The following is a 15,416-nucleotide window of genomic DNA, read 5'->3' as shown; positions in this document are numbered from 1 at the left end:
AGGAGGAAATTATGACAGTTAAATTAGTGGCAATCGATATCGATGGAACATTACTTGATTCAAACAGAAAGATCACACCGAAAGTTAAAGAAACACTGCAAAAAGCAAATGCAAATGGTATGTATATCGTGTTATGTACAGGCCGTCCTTTGCCAGGCGTGACAGAACAATTAGTAGAATTAGACTTATACGGAGACAACGATTATGTGATCACTTATAATGGTTCTTTAGTTCAAGCGACAAAGTCAAACGAAATCATCTCTCAATATACCTTAAGCTATGATGACTTTTTAGAAATTGAATTGACCGCTCGAAAAGCTGGTGTGCATTTGCATACAATTGACGATAAAGCAATTTATACGGCAAATCGAGATATTGGTAAATACACAGTGCATGAAGCTTACCTTGTTGACATGCCTTTAAAATACCGTACGGTAGAAGAAATGACACCTGAATTATCAATTATTAAAATGATGATGATTGATGAGCCTGAAGTTTTAGATAAAGCAATCAGCCAACTTTCAGCTGATTTTCTTAATAAATATACAACTGTAAAAAGTACTGATTTTTATTATGAAATTTTAAATAAAAAAGCAAGTAAAGGGAATGCTTTAGCCAAATTAGCGGAACATTTAGGTATCTCCCAAGCAGAAACAATGGCTATCGGAGACAATGAAAATGATCTGTCCATGATCGAATATGCAGGAATTGGTGTTGCTATGGGCAATGCCACAGACAGTGTAAAACGTGCAGCTGATGTTCAGACTACGAGCAATGACGAAGATGGTGTTGCAGAAATTTTATTGAAATATATATAAATCTAAGAATCGCTCATTCACAATAAGAAAATAAGCAGAGATAAAACTCAGATTGGTTTATTCTTTGCTTATTTTTTTGTCTGCCATTTTTTCACTGCCCACTTGTGGCTACCTCTTTTTAGCAAATCAATTCCTGTATCTACTTGGACCCAACTAATCATATTTGTTTTTTCTAACGGAGCACATATTTGCCGCCAACTATCTGCAACAAAGAAATATCCTGGATTATAATAATCTGTATTTCGATGTCTGGAGTGGAAATATTCGTCGGCCTGCCCTAGGTACTGTCCAATGACTACTTCAAAGCCCAGCTCTTCGATCATTTCTCGATGAATCGCAAGTTCTTTCGTCTCACCTTGTTCAATTTCTCCGCCTGGTAAAAAGTATGCCCCATTAGGTGCTTGAACTAAAACTATTTCTGTTGCATTATGTCGTGATATCACAATATAAGCACCCATTCTTTTTTTATAAGTCAGTGTTTCTGATTTTTCACCAAATGACGGTGTTTCCATAAAAACAACTCCTTTTTCGTTTAAACTAATTTTACATGAGAATTTTCTCATGAACAAGTAATATCGTATCATTTCACTCACAATTTCATTAAAGTCTATGCTACTATAAAAATATCAGCAGATGAATTGATTCATTCTGCGATAAGATTCATTTATGAAAGGAAGATGACTCATATGAAAATGGCTCACACTTGTGTTCGTGTCAAAGACTTAGAAGCGTCGCTAGAATTTTATCAAAAGGCATTCAATTTTGAAGAAAGCCGCCGCCGCGATTTTCCAGAACATAAATTTACTTTAGTTTACCTTACTTTACCAGGAGATGGTTATGAACTAGAGTTAACGTATAACTATGATCATGAAGCCTATCACTTAGGAGATGGTTATGGACATATCGCTATAAGTACGGATGAAATCGAAAAATTGCATGAAGAGCAAAAAAACGCAGGATTTACTGTTACCGATATGAAAGGCCTCCCTGGAACACCACCATCGTATTATTTTATTACAGATCCAGATGGTTATAAGATCGAAGTTATTCGCGCTCGCTAAAAGATAGATAGCTACTCGTTTTAGGTTTCCCTAATAAATGAGTAGCTGTTTTTTATTGACATTTTAATCACCAAATCATTTTTACCCTATTTTTTAAAAAAAGTGATACACTGATATTCTACATATTAATTGAGGACGTGATCAGATGACAACCACTATCGGCATAGCCGGAAACCAAATTATTCAATCCGTTGATGTTTTCAACGGTAACCATGTATCTTATACACCACAAGGATTCGTGACAGCGATACAACAAGCAGGAGGCTTACCTATGATTTTACCTATTGGAAAAGCTGAAACTGCTGCAGGATATATTTCGAAAATCGATAAATTATTATTAGCGGGCGGGCAAGATATTTCTCCTGACTTTTTTGGGGAAGAACCTCATCCAAAATTAGAAGAAACTAATCGCAATCGTGATCTTTTTGAAATAGCCTTAATCAAAGAAGCAATCAAACAGCATAAACCTATTTTCGCTGTTTGTCGAGGGATGCAGTTGATTAATATTACTTTAGGAGGAACCTTATTTCAAGATCTTTCATTATACCGTGACTGGACAGTAAAACATGGACAACAACCTACCCAACCACAATTTGCAACACACGATATTCATGTAGAAAGAGACAGTATTTTATATCAACTTTTTGGATCTAATTATCGTGTTAACTCTTATCATCATCAGGCCATCAACCAATTAGCACCCACTTTAAAAATAACAGCAAAAGCATCTGATGGTATTGTAGAAGCTGTTGAATCCGTTACAAAGGAGCAACGGATTCTAGGCGTCCAATGGCATCCTGAGCTGCGTTTTGATATAGATGCTAAGGAATTCAAACTCTTTGACTATTTTGTCAATCAATTTTAAATAATAGTAAAATAGCAGGAGAACGTTTGATACAGTTCTCTTGCTATTTTGCTTTATTCATTTTTAAAAATCAAAGTTTTCTGGATCTGGACCTAAGCGTTCATTAGTATTTAATTGATCAATTTGTTTAATATCTTCTTGCGTTAATGCAAAATCAAAAACATCAAAATTTTGCTCGATTCGTTCTTGATGAACTGATTTTGGAATCACAATGATATCACTTTGCAAATGCCAACGAATGATCACTTGAGCTGCCGTTTTATTATATTTTTTGCCAATCTCAATTAAAGTTGGGTTCGCTAAAATCTTTCCTTGCCCTAAAGGAGACCAGGCTTCAACCGCAATCTTATTTGCAGCTAAAAATTTACGTAACGGTTCTTGTGTCAAAGTAGGATGAATCTCAATTTGATCAACCATTGGAACAATTTTGGCTGTTGTCAATAAATCTTCAATATGATGTTCGTGAAAATTAGATACCCCAATAGCTTTTGCACGACCAATTTGATAAATTTCTTCCATCGCACGCCAAGAATCTTTATATTTACCTTCAACAGGCCAATGAATCAAATACAAATCAACATAGTCTAGTTGAAGTTTGGCTAAGCTCTCGTCAAACGCTTGTAAGGTTGATTCGTAGCCTTGATCAGCATTCCATAGCTTAGTTGTTACAAATATCTCATCTCGCGGAATTCCTGATTGACGAATTCCTTCGCCAACACTCGCTTCATTTTTATACGCGGCAGCAGTATCGATTAAACGATAGCCTGTTTCTAAAGCCCATTTTACAGAATCGACTGCTTCATCTCCATCTTTTACTTGCCAGACACCCAATCCTAACCGTGGGATGCTAGAACCATTGGCCAATTTTTTTGTTTCTTCAAAAGACATTTGTTTCATTCCTTTCCTAAACAATTCCTACATTTATATTATACTCTTTAAAACACCCATTGGAAAACAACTGGCTTATCTCTACTGTGAGTTATAAGCTGATTATTGCATTAGTAGCGCAAAACTTTTAGCACATAAAAAAATAATTTCCTAATTAACTTCGAAACTTGTTGTATAATTCTCCATTTGTGTTTTGCGCCCAACTCAGTATTTATTATCCGCTTTATTGCATTGATTTTTACTGCAACATCTTTAATTGTTATTTCAGTAAAAACGCGCAATTTGCTTAGCACTTCTTGCTGATCAATATCATATTTTGTCAGCTGATAGACTTCGATCAAGCGGTTTAACTTTTCGTCATACTGGGTATCCGTTGCATATTTCCCAGTTAGCGATTTGGTAGCTTCTGGATAATTCTTAGTTTGACTTTTCCAGACACTTTGATAATATAAAGTGTTCCCAGTTACGCCCATTTTTAAAAGCATGGCATAGTCTTCCAAAGACTCCTTATAGGACGAATATTGGCGAAACTTTGAATCAATGGTGAACAAATTTCCTTGACCGTCGTCTTCTTGTGTTTTCATCACAACTGTGGCACCTTTATAATCTCCTTTGATTCCAAATAGATTATAATACGGTGGAATCGATAGAGCACTATTTCCTGCTTCTGATTCTAAAATTGCTTGTGCTATCATGACCGAGGCATACAAATCATGATAACTAGCTATTTTACTAGCTTGCTCTCCTATTTTATTGACAAATTCTTCAATTGATTGGCTTTTATCAGTCATCGTTTCTGAAAAATCAGATACAGTTTCTTCGCTCTTTATTATTTCATGAATATCATCAGAGATTTCTACAGACTGGGCTAAAAATCGTGCGTATTTAGATGATCGATTCTTCCTATCACTGATCGTGTCAGTCTTTATTATTTTGATTGTTTTTAATCCTGTTCTTTCTTTCAGTGTACTGCTAAGTTTTAGAGCTGGTGCAGCAATCATCAAGGTTGGCATTACTAAGCCTAAAATCATTATCAATAATACTTTATTGTTCATCCGCCTCTTCCCTTCGTGATTTTGTTCTCTAAATAACAATACGCAATTCTTTAGCTTTTTGATCATAAAAGGTTATATGCTTTTTTTACTTTTAATGAAAAAAAAAGAAAACAACGAGTTTCGCTCGTCATTTCCTTTTAGTAGTGAAATATATGATTAATTAATCTTCTTCAGGCAATTCTATTTTCTCGATTTTATTAAAATCATCCAATTCTGAATCAATACTAATAACAACCCGTCCTTTTTTATTTTCTCCAACAATTTTGATATTCATTTCTTGGACGTTGAACGTTTTTTTATCCGCACGTATATCCATCTCAATGGTTAAGTCTTCATCGGTATCAAAACCAGTAAATGAAACATTATAATATTTCTTTAATGTTTTAAATAATTTTTTATCATAACCTTCATAAACCAGATGATAATCCTCGTCCGTTGTCTCAAGATCTAATGAATCTGAAACAAGACTTAGTAATCCTAAAGGCACGCTGTAATCAATTTGCTTACTAAATTCTTTAGCATCCACTTTAGCGGTCTTTTTCCAAACCCCTGGGCGATCTTCTAAGTAAGCTTTCCCATCTTTTATAATAATTTCAAGCTCTTCCTCATCTGCATTCAATACATCAATATGGAAACTATCATTTTTGCGGTCAACTTCAGAACTCATTTCAACAGTTGAGCTATTTTTTTGACCTAACGCATTAATTTTTACACTAAGATCCATTTCCAATGAATAGCTATCCACTTTGGCCTCCTGCGTATCCATGCGCTTAAGTACATTTTCTTTTGTAAGTGGTTTATTACAACCTGATAACACAAATAATAAAGCAACGACCAAAACAATTTTTTTCATTTTAACTCTCCAAACTCTCATATTATTAGATTTAACTATATCCCCTAACAACCATTATACTAAAGCTAATTCAAAAATACGAGAGCTTTTATAAAGTTATGCTTTTATCTTTCTGATCCAACCAGCTGGTGCAGCTATATCACCAAACTGAATGCCTGTCAGTTCATCATATAATTTTTGTGTCACTGGTCCGACTTCTTGTTCACTATAAAACACATGGAAATCTTTATACGTTTGTATCCCGCCGATTGGTGAGATCACAGCCGCAGTCCCACAAGCACCAGCTTCTTTAAATCGATCTAAATCATCAATAAAAACATCCTCTTCAACTGCTTCTAGTCCAAGATTATGTTCTGCTAAATGAAGAAGAGAGTATTTAGTAATACTTGGCAAAATAGACGGAGATAGTGGCGTAACAAAGCGATCATCTTTCGTAATACCAAAGAAATTAGCTGACCCAACCTCCTCAATTTTCGTATGCGTAATTGGATCAAGGTAGATACAATCTGAAAAGTGTCTTTCTTTTGCTTCTTCTCCTGGTAGAAAACTTGCTGCATAGTTTCCTCCAACTTTAATCGCTCCGGTTCCTTGAGGTGCTGCACGATCATAATCAGAAAATATAAAGTTTGTCGGCGTTAAACCACCTTTAAAGTAGGCTCCAACAGGCATACAAAAAACAGTAAAAAGATATTCAGGTGCTGGGCTTACTCCTATACCTGCCCCGACACCGATTAATAACGGGCGGATATATAGTGTTCCGCCACTGCCATATGGTGGAACAAATGCTTCATTTGCTTTTACAACTTCTTCTATAGCATGAATGAATTTTTCTTCGGGTACTTCAGCCATCAATAAACGTTTAGCACTTCGATTCATTCGTTTTGAATTTTCATCAACTCTAAATAAATTGATGGAACCATCTTTACATCGATAGGCTTTTAACCCTTCAAAACATTGCTGCCCGTAGTGTAGTGCTGCCGAACCTTCATTGATATGCAACGTACTATCCTCTGTTAATTTACCATCATCCCACTGGCCATCTTTCCACATCGAAATATAGCGAAACGGGGTTTTTATATAATCAAAGCCTAAATTATCCCAATCAATTGTCATATGATCACTCCTTATTTTCAGAATATTGTAACACATTTCCAATGATTTTGTTAAGCTTTTTCCATAAAAGGTGACATCTTTTTTTAATTTCAAGTATAATGATAAAATGAATATAGATTAAAAAGAAAGTTGGGATCTCTTTGTTTATTTTCGGACAAGCACTATCCAGTTCCACCATTGAAAGTACCATGGATTCTACACTGGATATAAAAACGGTCACTGAAAAAAAAGTTAATGCTTTACAACGCTTTTGGAACGGCATCAATTGGGATCAAATTATTGCTACTTTGATTGAAAAAACAATTTATCTTTTATTTTTGATACTTCTTTTTGCCTTTTTAAATCGAGTAGGAAAGTCATTAATTGATCAAGCTTATGGAAATTACAGTAAGAAACAAACACTCAGTGAGAGTCGTTTGAAAACCTTACATACATTGATTAACAACGCTTTTCAATATACACTCTTTTTCTTTTTTGTCTATTCTTTGTTAACGGTAATCGGTGTACCTGTTGGTTCACTTCTTGCTGGAGCAGGGATCGCTGGTGTGGCTATTGGCTTAGGTGCTCAGGGTTTTATGAATGATATTATTACGGGTTTTTTCATTATTTTAGAACAACAAATGGATGTTGGCGATTATATTCGCTTGAGCGCTTTAGGTATTGAAGGAACGGTCACAGCGGTTGGACTTAGAACAACTCAAATGAAAGCTTTAGATGGGACGGTTCATTTTATTCCAAACCGAAATATCACAACCATCAGTAATCTTTCTAGATCAAATATGCAAGTCTTGATCGATGTTCGTATTATACCAGACGAAGGATATGATGCAATTATCGCTGTGATTGATCAAGTAAACGAAGAACTAAAAGAAAAATACACTGAAAGTATTCAATCGGGTCCTACAATTTTTGGAATGGTCGATCTTGGAAATGGAAACTTTGCAATTCGTACCACGATGTATGTTTTAAACGGAAAACAAGCCTTGGTCAGAGAAGAATTTTTAACACAGTATGTAAAAAAATTATCTGAAGCAAACTTCACAATTCCAAATACACCGATTACTATAAAGTAATCATTGAAAATATTCCAATCATACTAGATAAAAACAGACAGAAACTTCACTCATTGAGCGTTGTTTCTGTCTGTTTTGGATTGGCTTATTTTTCTTCAATACTTGCCAATAACTGTTCCATTGTGTCTTGATTTGTTTTTGCTTTGCTCTTGAATGTCCATGAGATACTTTGAACAAAATGTTCTTTACCTTCTAAAATATCAATATCATAGAAAAATTTAATTCCATCAACCGCTTGGTAAAACGTATAATTGGTTCCTTTAAGTCCGTTTCTAGTCACTTCTTTTTCTTGAACCTCATCAGGTTCATCGATCATCTGTTCTATAATTAATTCTTTATAGAAATCAAGGCTCTCGAAGTCCTCTTTATTTTCTCCAATGACAACATAATAAATAGTGTTTTTCATATTACTTAATGCAACGGAGGCATCTTCATGTACCTCTTCAACCTCTAATTCTTTCCAACCCTTGATTAAATCAACTGAGAACATCGCCTCTTCTATTTCAAAAGATATTTTTTTATCAGTTGTTCCATCGTCATTTTTTTGACTCACTCGATCGGTTATCCCTACTTCTTTTTTTCTATTATAAAAATTAGTAGTTGAGCAACCTGTTAATAATAAACTTCCTACAATAATTCCAACGATACTACCCTTTTTCAAATTTCCAACACTCCTAAATTAAAATAGCTATCAGTTACTTATCCAATGATTTCAGAAATTTACTGATATGCGTGACTGCAAATGGAATTGCTTCTTCTTTTGGATCGAATTTTGCCGAATGTAACCCATAAGGACTATCGACTCCCAACCAAAACATCGTTCCTGGAACCTTAGATAATAAATACCCAAAATCTTCACCTGTCATGGCTACTTCTGCCACTTCAAATAAAACATCTGGCTCATTTTCCATATAGGACATGAAGTTTTCTGTTGTCTGCTGGTCGTTGATTACCGGCAGATATCCTTTTTGCTCTAAAGAAACAGCTACTTCACAATTAAAAGATTTAGCGATCCCTGCACCGATTTCCCTGATTCTAATTTGAGTCAGCTGATTCATCGCATCTGTCAACGTTCGAATCGTACCAGAAATCGTCGCTTTTCCAGCAATCACATTTGTCGCAGTTCCTGCATTGAACGTCCCAAAAGTGACTACTGCACCTTCGATGGGGTTGACATTTCGGCTGACAATTGTTTGTGCTTGTTGCACGAAACTCATCCCTGCTATGATCATGTCATTTGATGCCTGAGGGAATGCTGCGTGGCCACCTTTTCCAGTTAAAGTAACTTGAACCTCGCAAGTTGCGGCAAAGAGTGTACCGACTTTCGTTGTAATCTTTCCTACTGGCAAATCAGGGTTGACATGAAGTCCATAAAACTCATCTGGTAACCAAGAACCAAATGCGCCAGCCTCATACATTAGCATACCTCCAGCTTCATTTTCTTCTGCTGGCTGAAAAAGGAATAGATAATTATTTTTTGGCTGATTCATCGTTAGCTGCTCCAACAATCCCAAACCGATTGTCATATGAAAATCATGCCCACATGCATGCATCGATCCTACATGTATAGATTGAAAATCAGAGACAACTTCTTCTGTTATTGGTAAGCCATCAATATCTGCACGCCATCCAATTGTTTTAGTTGGTGCAGTTCCATGCACAAATACTAAAATTCCAGTTTGCCATGTTTTCACTTCGATAAAGTCTTTCTCAATTGATGAAATGATTCTTAGCAAAAATTGTTGTGTCTTTACTTCTTCTAAGCCGATTTCTGGTATTTGATGCAGCTGTCTACGAATCTTGATCAATTGTTCTTGAATCACTACTTATCTGCCTCATTTCTATTTCTCTATGACTTATTGTTGAATAAAAACAGGTTTCTGTCAATCCTTCTTTATAATAAATTTCACAATTTTGCACTATTTTCCCAAAAATTTATATGTACTCGATAAAATTTTTAGCAAATTCACTTATTTTTTCTAAATCGATTCCTTTTAGTTTATTTTCCTCACTGATTGGAACCCATGACGGTTTATATCCACCAAAAGAAGTGATTTCAATCGATGCTTCTCTAACAGCTTTTGGAATACTATCAACAATTACTTGTTCTGTTGTTTTTGGTTTTGAATTACATAAGTAACATGCAACCGTTTTAGACAACAACTCAATTTGATTCTTCTTCAAGAAATCTCTGATTGGTTTATACATTTTATCGTTTCGGACACCAGCGCCAATAATAACATGACTAAATTCAGCTATATTTGGTTGCTGTTGCTCGATATCTAAAAGAGTGGCTCCACTTAACTCCGTACTTAAAAAATAAGCACATTCTTTAGACGCACCCGATTTTGTTCCATATACAATCAATAATTTCATATATTCTATCCTCGATTCTTCCTTTGCTTTACACAAAATACTCTGTTTGTTATGATAAAAATATTAAAATATATTTCGATTAAAAAGAATCTCGTTTAACGAGATATATTAAGCGTAAAGCGAGGAATCTAATTTGTCAAACAATGAAATTTCAAAAAATACTGATGCTATCAACCAACTTACCTCTTTATTACGAGGTTTCGGTTCACGTTCTATTTTACATCAACAAGCTATCATTCAGTCTTTAGGAATCCCCACAAATGATTACATTTCAATTGACTTATTAAATGAATCAGGTCCTATGACAGCTGGTGAACTAGCTGAAAAAACTGGCTTATCTACTGGAACTATCACGGCTTTAATCGACCGATTGGAAAAAATAGGTTATGCCCAGCGAAAAAAGGACCCTAATGATCGAAGACGAGTCATTATTGTACCTACATATGAAGATAAAGAGGAAATAAAAAAAGCTTACCAGCCTTTGGATAGTGCTATGAGAAATCTAGCTCATGAGTACTCCGAAAAAGAGTTGCAATTAATGAATGAATTTTTATCAAAAGCAATCTCAGTATTAGATAGTCAGCTACAACAAAAGTGATTGATCATTGGACCTACAAGCTACTAAAGGACGTATCAAACTTTTTATGTTAAAGCAACGTTTTTATTGTTGTTTCTCTTCGCTTACCTATGCTAGTAACAGTTGCTATTTTAGATAAAAATAAAGTGAGGGGGACATAACTCTTCGAGTCATATCTCACTCACTTAAAATTCGTTTAAACAGCAGAAGTAGAAGTCTTCCTCCATGTTTCTGGGGTTTGAGCATTTACGTGGTATCTAGTTCATTCTTTAACCATTTAAGCAAAAAGCTGTGGTTTATTACTATAATTTGCGTAATTCTTCCATCATATTCGTTTTACTTTTCGTCTTAGCATCGATATCTTTGATTTTTTTAGCTGGCACACCAGCTACAACCGTATAAGGTGCAACATCATCAACTACAATGGCACCAGCTGCAACAACTGCGCCTTCACCAACACGAATACCTTCTAATACAACAGCATTCGCACCAATCAAAACATTGTCTTCGATGATAACTGGCTCTGCACTAGGCGGTTCGATCACACCAGCTAGGACAGTTCCTGCACCAATATGACAGTTTTTCCCAACGGTGGCACGTCCACCTAAGATAGCCCCCATATCGATCATCGTTCCTTCGCCTATCACTGCACCGATATTGATCACAGAACCCATCATGATTACAGCATTGTCACCAATTTCTACTTGATCTCTGATAATGGCGCCGGGTTCAATCCGTGCATTGACCTCTTTAATATCTAACATTGGAATAGCAGAGTTACGCGAATCGTTTTCAATCACGTAATCTATGATATTGTCCTTATTCTCTTCCAAAAATTCTTTGATTATCTTCCATTCACCAAACAAAGTGCCCGTTTTACAATTAGTAAATGCTTGAATCTCTTCTGGAAATGTTACTTCCTTGAGCTTGCCTTTTAACGTGACCTTTACTGGTGTTTTTTTCTCTGCGTTTCCAATATAGTTAATGATTTCATATGCGTCCATAACATAACTCCCTTCAAATTAAGTAACAATGGTGCTACTTATAAGGTATTAGCTTATCAAAAAATCAAAGAAAAGTGAATAGTTATTTATCAATATTTAGATCACTTTCATTTCTATAGATTCATCATCTGATTTTGGTAAGATGATATTTTTTCTTTCTAATTCATGAGCCATGTGATTAATCGCTTTTAATAATTCTTTGCGCGTGATGATTCCTTTAAAACATTGATTATCATCTACAACAGGCAGAAACGCAGCATCTACAAGCAAATGTAGAACATCTTCCAATTCCCATTCTTCCCCGATGATCGGGACGTTGACTTCCATAACATCAGCCACTGTAAAATCTTTTAATTTATCGAAATCAACCGATGTGATATCAAACATTTTATCCACAACATCAGATAAACTGATCAATCCCACAAAACGATCGCCTTTATCTAAAACAGGGATTTTTGAATATTTCACTTGAGATAATACCAATAGAGCGTGACTTAGCGGATTCAAACACATGACGTTTGCAACATTTTCCGCAGGGATCAAAAAGGTATTTTCTTTTTCTAATAATAATTCTTTTACAGCAGTTCCAATCATTGGAGTGCCTCCATTTCATTTTCTTTGCCACATTAACCATTGTACCGAAAACGAATGCAAATGTCTTGGAATTCAAACTTTTTTCATAACTCTTAAAAAAAATTAAGGTTTGACCTTAGTTTCTTCACACTTAGTTTTTAACAACATTATCTAAAAATTGGTTGGCCTATAACTCTTTGAGTTAGTCCAATATTATGCGTATTTCAAATAAGAAGCAGAATTTCCAGCAATCTTCTAAAACCCACGTAATGCATTTTTGCATTGCGCGGGTTTTAGTCTAAACTCTCTTTAAAAAAACTTTTGAAACTATGATTTAGTAAATACAAAATGTAAGTCATTATATGGCTCGTGATTTCGACCATAATATTGAATAATCAACTGATTTTCTGTACTTTCAATGATCGCATAAGATTTCAATTGAATCATCCCTCTAGGTTGGCTGATGCTGCCTGGATTCAAATACAATACATTTGCTCGAATTTCACAGCCAATTTCATGTGTATGACCAAATAATACTATATTTGCCCCATGCTTTTCAGCTTGTAAAGCAAGAGAAGTCAATCCAGAGCGAACATTCGCCAAATGGCCATGGGTCATAAAAATAATGTCCAATCCAGTACGTTCTACGATTGAATCTGGAAACTCAGGATCATAATCACAATTTCCCTTTACAACAATGAAGTCTTTCCATAGTTCATCAGTAGGTTCCAATTCTGAATCACCGCAGTGAAACATTTTATCTACTTTTCCTTGATAGTTTTTTACTAAATCAACTAAAATATCACGATCACCATGATTATCACTTACAACTAGATATTTCATCCAAGACCTCCTAATTCTCCAACCAATTTTTCCATTCTTTTCTCAATTTTGCAACTGCTTTCCCGCGATGACTGATTTCATTTTTACGCTTATCTGATAGTTCAGCAGCTGTTTGTTTTTCTTCCGGAATGAAAAATAAGGGATCATAACCAAACCCGTGCTCACCACGAGGAATCGTCCCTATTTCCCCAGACCAGTCCCCTTCAACAACTAAACTTTCTTTGTTAGGCGCCGCAAAAACTAGGGTACAATGGAATGTTGCCGTTCGTTTGTCCTGCGGGATACCTGTCAATTCATGCAGCAGTTTAGCATTATTTGCAGCGTTATTCGTTGGTTCACCTGCAAAACGAGCTGAAAATATTCCTGGCATACCATCTAAAGCATCAACAATCAAACCAGAATCATCGGCTAAAACAGGTTGTTTTAAGATAGCTGCAATCGTCTCAGCCTTTAGGCGAGCATTTTCTTCAAAGGTTTTGCCAGTTTCCTCTACATCCGGAAGTTTGGGATAATCCAACAAAGTTTTAACCTGATAGCCCTTTTCAGCAAAAATTTTCGTAAATTCTTTTGCTTTGCCTGGATTTCTTGTGGCTATAACAATGGTGTTTTCTTCTGTACCATTCGTTATTTCAGGCGATTGGCTCATCAGGGCTTCTTTTTGATAGGAAATTAAATGTTCGATTCCTGTTTTCCCATAGAATAATAATGAATTTAGCTCATCACCAGAAAAAGTTGACTCTTCTCCAGTTCCTTGAACCTCAACAAAATTACCCGATTCAGTCATCACTAAATTCATATCCACTGCCGCAGCAGAGTCTTCTACATAATCCAGATCAAGCACACAATTTCCCTCATTTAGAATACCTGCACTTACAGCAGCTAGATATTCTTTGATGGGATTCTCTTGCAAGACCCCTGTATTTAATAGCTTATCTACGGCGAGTTTCATTGCTACAAAAGCGCCTGTTATGCTTGCTGTTCGTGTTCCTCCATCAGCTTGAACAACGTCACAATCGACTACGATACTTCGTTCTCCTAGCTTTTGCAAATCAATCACAGCTCTTAAAGAACGGCCAATCAATCGTTGAATTTCCATTGTCCGACCAGTTAGTTTTCCTTTTGCACTTTCTCGGATATTACGCGTATTCGTAGCTCTTGGCAACATACTATATTCCGCAGTCACCCAACCTGTCCCTTCACCTCTTAGAAAGGGCGGAACCTTTTCTTCTACAGTTGCAGAGCAAATCACCTTGGTGTCCCCAAAAGATATAACAACCGAGCCTTCCGGGTGCTTATAAACATTTGTTTCTATTGTGATTTTTCTTAATTCTTTTGCTTGTCTTCCGTCGTGTCTGATCATGCATAACGCCTCCTAAATTTGAAAAAATGTATGACTTTGTCTGGTATTGTTCTGAAAATAAAAACAGGAACATTTATTTTCATCCTATTAATCCTCAAAAGGAGATAGTTTAATTTGTTGAACATTGATTGCTTCTTGTTTTAACCAATCATCTGCTATTGCCTTAAACATTTTTGCTGATCCTGTTGTAAAAAATTCGTTTGGTTCATTTTTGAATTGCGGACTATTTGCAATGTCAAAATAATCTAATAACATACTAACTTCACTTACTGTTTCAGCACCAGAGTCAATTAATTTTACTTTACTTCCCATTACATTTTGAATCAACGGTCGTAGTATCGGATAGTGGGTACAGCCTAAAATCAATGTATCTAATTTCTTCAATTGAAGCTGACCTAAGGTTTCCGATACAACTTTTTTTGCCACAGACGAATGTGACTCATTACTTTCAACGATCGGAACAAATTTAGGACAAGCTAAGCTTGTTATAATTGTGTTTGGGGCTTTTCTTTTGAGTGCCGCTTCATATGCATGACTCTTAATCGTCCCTGCTGTTCCGATGACACCAATCCGATTATTTTCCGTAGCTTTTAAAGCCGCTCTAGTCCCTGGTAAAATGACACCCACTACAGGAATATCTAATTTTGCTTTGATTTCATCTAACGCAACAGCTGTCGCTGTATTACAAGCGATTACTAACATTTTAATATTTTTTTCTAAAAGAAAGTGAGTCATCTCCCATGTAAATTGAATGACTTGTTCACCTGGTCTTGGTCCATAGGGACATCTTGCTGTATCCCCAAGATAAATCAATCGTTCGTTCGGCAATTGCCTTAATGCCTCTTTTATCACCGTAAGTCCACCGACTCCGGAATCTATAAAACCTATTGCTTCATGATTACTCAAATCAATCAAACCTTTACAGTATTTTTTCAACACTCTTATTTTCTACTTTTT

Annotated in this window: 18 protein-coding genes; 5 read left to right on the top strand and 13 right to left on the bottom strand. The window is 35.6% G+C overall.

Going from position 1 to position 15,416, the window contains the following annotated elements; translation table 11 throughout:
• Positions 1–11: 11 nt before the first annotated feature.
• A complete protein-coding gene (gene yidA / locus IGJ50_RS07765) occupies positions 12–818 on the top strand; it encodes a sugar-phosphatase (protein ID WP_069640705.1) in 807 nt (268 codons plus the stop codon).
• Between the two features lie 68 nt (positions 819–886).
• On the opposite strand, the gene IGJ50_RS07760 is transcribed toward yidA, so the two are convergent.
• Positions 887–1,330, bottom strand: a complete 444-nt coding sequence (locus IGJ50_RS07760) for an NUDIX hydrolase (RefSeq protein WP_429949755.1) — start codon at positions 1,328–1,330, stop codon at positions 887–889.
• Between the two features lie 174 nt (positions 1,331–1,504).
• Between IGJ50_RS07760 and gloA the strand changes: the two genes are divergently transcribed.
• The gene (gene gloA, locus IGJ50_RS07755) at positions 1,505–1,879 is read left to right on the top strand and encodes a lactoylglutathione lyase (protein WP_069640707.1); all 375 of its coding nucleotides are present in this window, start codon (positions 1,505–1,507) and stop codon (positions 1,877–1,879) included.
• 145 nt (positions 1,880–2,024) lie between these two features.
• Entirely contained in the window at positions 2,025–2,744 is a 720-nt protein-coding gene (locus IGJ50_RS07750) for a gamma-glutamyl-gamma-aminobutyrate hydrolase family protein (protein WP_207120313.1), read from the top strand.
• Between the two features lie 63 nt (positions 2,745–2,807).
• On the opposite strand, the gene IGJ50_RS07745 is transcribed toward IGJ50_RS07750, so the two are convergent.
• From IGJ50_RS07745 to IGJ50_RS07730, 4 genes are all read right to left on the bottom strand, one after another.
• A complete protein-coding gene (locus IGJ50_RS07745; protein ID WP_429949753.1) occupies positions 2,808–3,632 on the bottom strand; it encodes an aldo/keto reductase in 825 nt (274 codons plus the stop codon).
• A 110-nt stretch (positions 3,633–3,742) separates the two neighbouring features.
• Complete coding sequence (locus IGJ50_RS07740) at positions 3,743–4,687, bottom strand: glucosaminidase domain-containing protein (protein WP_429949751.1); 945 nt, start codon at positions 4,685–4,687, stop codon at positions 3,743–3,745.
• Positions 4,688–4,847: 160 nt separating this feature from the next.
• Positions 4,848–5,540, bottom strand: a complete 693-nt coding sequence (locus IGJ50_RS07735; protein WP_429949749.1) for a DUF6612 family protein — start codon at positions 5,538–5,540, stop codon at positions 4,848–4,850.
• Between the two features lie 96 nt (positions 5,541–5,636).
• Entirely contained in the window at positions 5,637–6,653 is a 1,017-nt protein-coding gene (locus IGJ50_RS07730; protein ID WP_207120309.1) for a branched-chain amino acid aminotransferase, read from the bottom strand.
• A 140-nt stretch (positions 6,654–6,793) separates the two neighbouring features.
• Between IGJ50_RS07730 and IGJ50_RS07725 the strand changes: the two genes are divergently transcribed.
• Positions 6,794–7,726: a mechanosensitive ion channel family protein gene (locus IGJ50_RS07725; protein ID WP_069640713.1), complete on the top strand. Its 933-nt coding sequence runs from the start codon at positions 6,794–6,796 to the stop codon at positions 7,724–7,726.
• An 85-nt stretch (positions 7,727–7,811) separates the two neighbouring features.
• Here IGJ50_RS07725 and IGJ50_RS07720 read toward each other — a convergent pair whose 3' ends face one another.
• From IGJ50_RS07720 to IGJ50_RS07710, 3 genes are all read right to left on the bottom strand, one after another.
• Entirely contained in the window at positions 7,812–8,387 is a 576-nt protein-coding gene (locus IGJ50_RS07720) for a hypothetical protein (protein WP_207120308.1), read from the bottom strand.
• A 34-nt stretch (positions 8,388–8,421) separates the two neighbouring features.
• Complete coding sequence (locus IGJ50_RS07715) at positions 8,422–9,549, bottom strand: amidohydrolase (protein WP_207120307.1); 1,128 nt, start codon at positions 9,547–9,549, stop codon at positions 8,422–8,424.
• Between the two features lie 112 nt (positions 9,550–9,661).
• A complete protein-coding gene (locus IGJ50_RS07710; RefSeq protein WP_429949746.1) occupies positions 9,662–10,102 on the bottom strand; it encodes a flavodoxin domain-containing protein in 441 nt (146 codons plus the stop codon).
• Positions 10,103–10,235: 133 nt separating this feature from the next.
• Between IGJ50_RS07710 and IGJ50_RS07705 the strand changes: the two genes are divergently transcribed.
• On the top strand, positions 10,236–10,700 hold the full coding sequence (locus IGJ50_RS07705) for a MarR family winged helix-turn-helix transcriptional regulator (protein WP_429949745.1): 465 nt from the start codon (positions 10,236–10,238) through the stop codon (positions 10,698–10,700).
• 281 nt (positions 10,701–10,981) lie between these two features.
• On the opposite strand, the gene dapD is transcribed toward IGJ50_RS07705, so the two are convergent.
• The 5 genes from dapD to racE form a co-directional block, all read right to left on the bottom strand.
• Positions 10,982–11,683, bottom strand: a complete 702-nt coding sequence (gene dapD / locus IGJ50_RS07700) for a 2,3,4,5-tetrahydropyridine-2,6-dicarboxylate N-acetyltransferase (RefSeq protein ID WP_429949743.1) — start codon at positions 11,681–11,683, stop codon at positions 10,982–10,984.
• Between the two features lie 96 nt (positions 11,684–11,779).
• On the bottom strand, positions 11,780–12,277 hold the full coding sequence (gene cbpB / locus IGJ50_RS07695) for a cyclic-di-AMP-binding protein CbpB (RefSeq protein WP_069640719.1): 498 nt from the start codon (positions 12,275–12,277) through the stop codon (positions 11,780–11,782).
• 306 nt (positions 12,278–12,583) lie between these two features.
• Positions 12,584–13,099, bottom strand: coding sequence for a metallophosphoesterase (locus IGJ50_RS07690; protein WP_069640720.1), 516 nt, complete (start codon positions 13,097–13,099; stop codon positions 12,584–12,586).
• 10 nt (positions 13,100–13,109) lie between these two features.
• Positions 13,110–14,459, bottom strand: coding sequence for a ribonuclease PH (gene rph, locus IGJ50_RS07685; RefSeq protein WP_069640721.1), 1,350 nt, complete (start codon positions 14,457–14,459; stop codon positions 13,110–13,112).
• 87 nt (positions 14,460–14,546) lie between these two features.
• Positions 14,547–15,371, bottom strand: coding sequence for a glutamate racemase (gene racE / locus IGJ50_RS07680; protein ID WP_429950057.1), 825 nt, complete (start codon positions 15,369–15,371; stop codon positions 14,547–14,549).
• Positions 15,372–15,416 lie beyond the last annotated feature (45 nt).

Source organism: Enterococcus sp. AZ101, from assembly GCF_050499005.1.
In the GTDB taxonomy this organism is placed as follows: domain Bacteria; phylum Bacillota; class Bacilli; order Lactobacillales; family Enterococcaceae; genus Enterococcus_L; species Enterococcus_L ureilyticus.
The sequence above is the reverse complement of the archived record's forward strand: the minus strand, read 5'-3'. Positions and strand labels throughout refer to the sequence as shown.

Coding starts and splice junctions, on each gene's coding strand:
- yidA (WP_069640705.1), top strand. CDS start 12: ATGACAGTTAAATTAGTGGCAATCGATATCGATGGAACATTACTTGAT.
- IGJ50_RS07760 (WP_429949755.1), bottom strand. CDS start 1,330: ATGGAAACACCGTCATTTGGTGAAAAATCAGAAACACTGACTTATAAA.
- gloA (WP_069640707.1), top strand. CDS start 1,505: ATGAAAATGGCTCACACTTGTGTTCGTGTCAAAGACTTAGAAGCGTCG.
- IGJ50_RS07750 (WP_207120313.1), top strand. CDS start 2,025: ATGACAACCACTATCGGCATAGCCGGAAACCAAATTATTCAATCCGTT.
- IGJ50_RS07745 (WP_429949753.1), bottom strand. CDS start 3,632: ATGTCTTTTGAAGAAACAAAAAAATTGGCCAATGGTTCTAGCATCCCA.
- IGJ50_RS07740 (WP_429949751.1), bottom strand. CDS start 4,687: ATGAACAATAAAGTATTATTGATAATGATTTTAGGCTTAGTAATGCCA.
- IGJ50_RS07735 (WP_429949749.1), bottom strand. CDS start 5,540: ATGAAAAAAATTGTTTTGGTCGTTGCTTTATTATTTGTGTTATCAGGT.
- IGJ50_RS07730 (WP_207120309.1), bottom strand. CDS start 6,653: ATGACAATTGATTGGGATAATTTAGGCTTTGATTATATAAAAACCCCG.
- IGJ50_RS07710 (WP_429949746.1), bottom strand. CDS start 10,102: ATGAAATTATTGATTGTATATGGAACAAAATCGGGTGCGTCTAAAGAA.
- dapD (WP_429949743.1), bottom strand. CDS start 11,683: ATGGACGCATATGAAATCATTAACTATATTGGAAACGCAGAGAAAAAA.
- cbpB (WP_069640719.1), bottom strand. CDS start 12,277: ATGATTGGAACTGCTGTAAAAGAATTATTATTAGAAAAAGAAAATACC.
- IGJ50_RS07690 (WP_069640720.1), bottom strand. CDS start 13,099: ATGAAATATCTAGTTGTAAGTGATAATCATGGTGATCGTGATATTTTA.
- rph (WP_069640721.1), bottom strand. CDS start 14,459: ATGATCAGACACGACGGAAGACAAGCAAAAGAATTAAGAAAAATCACA.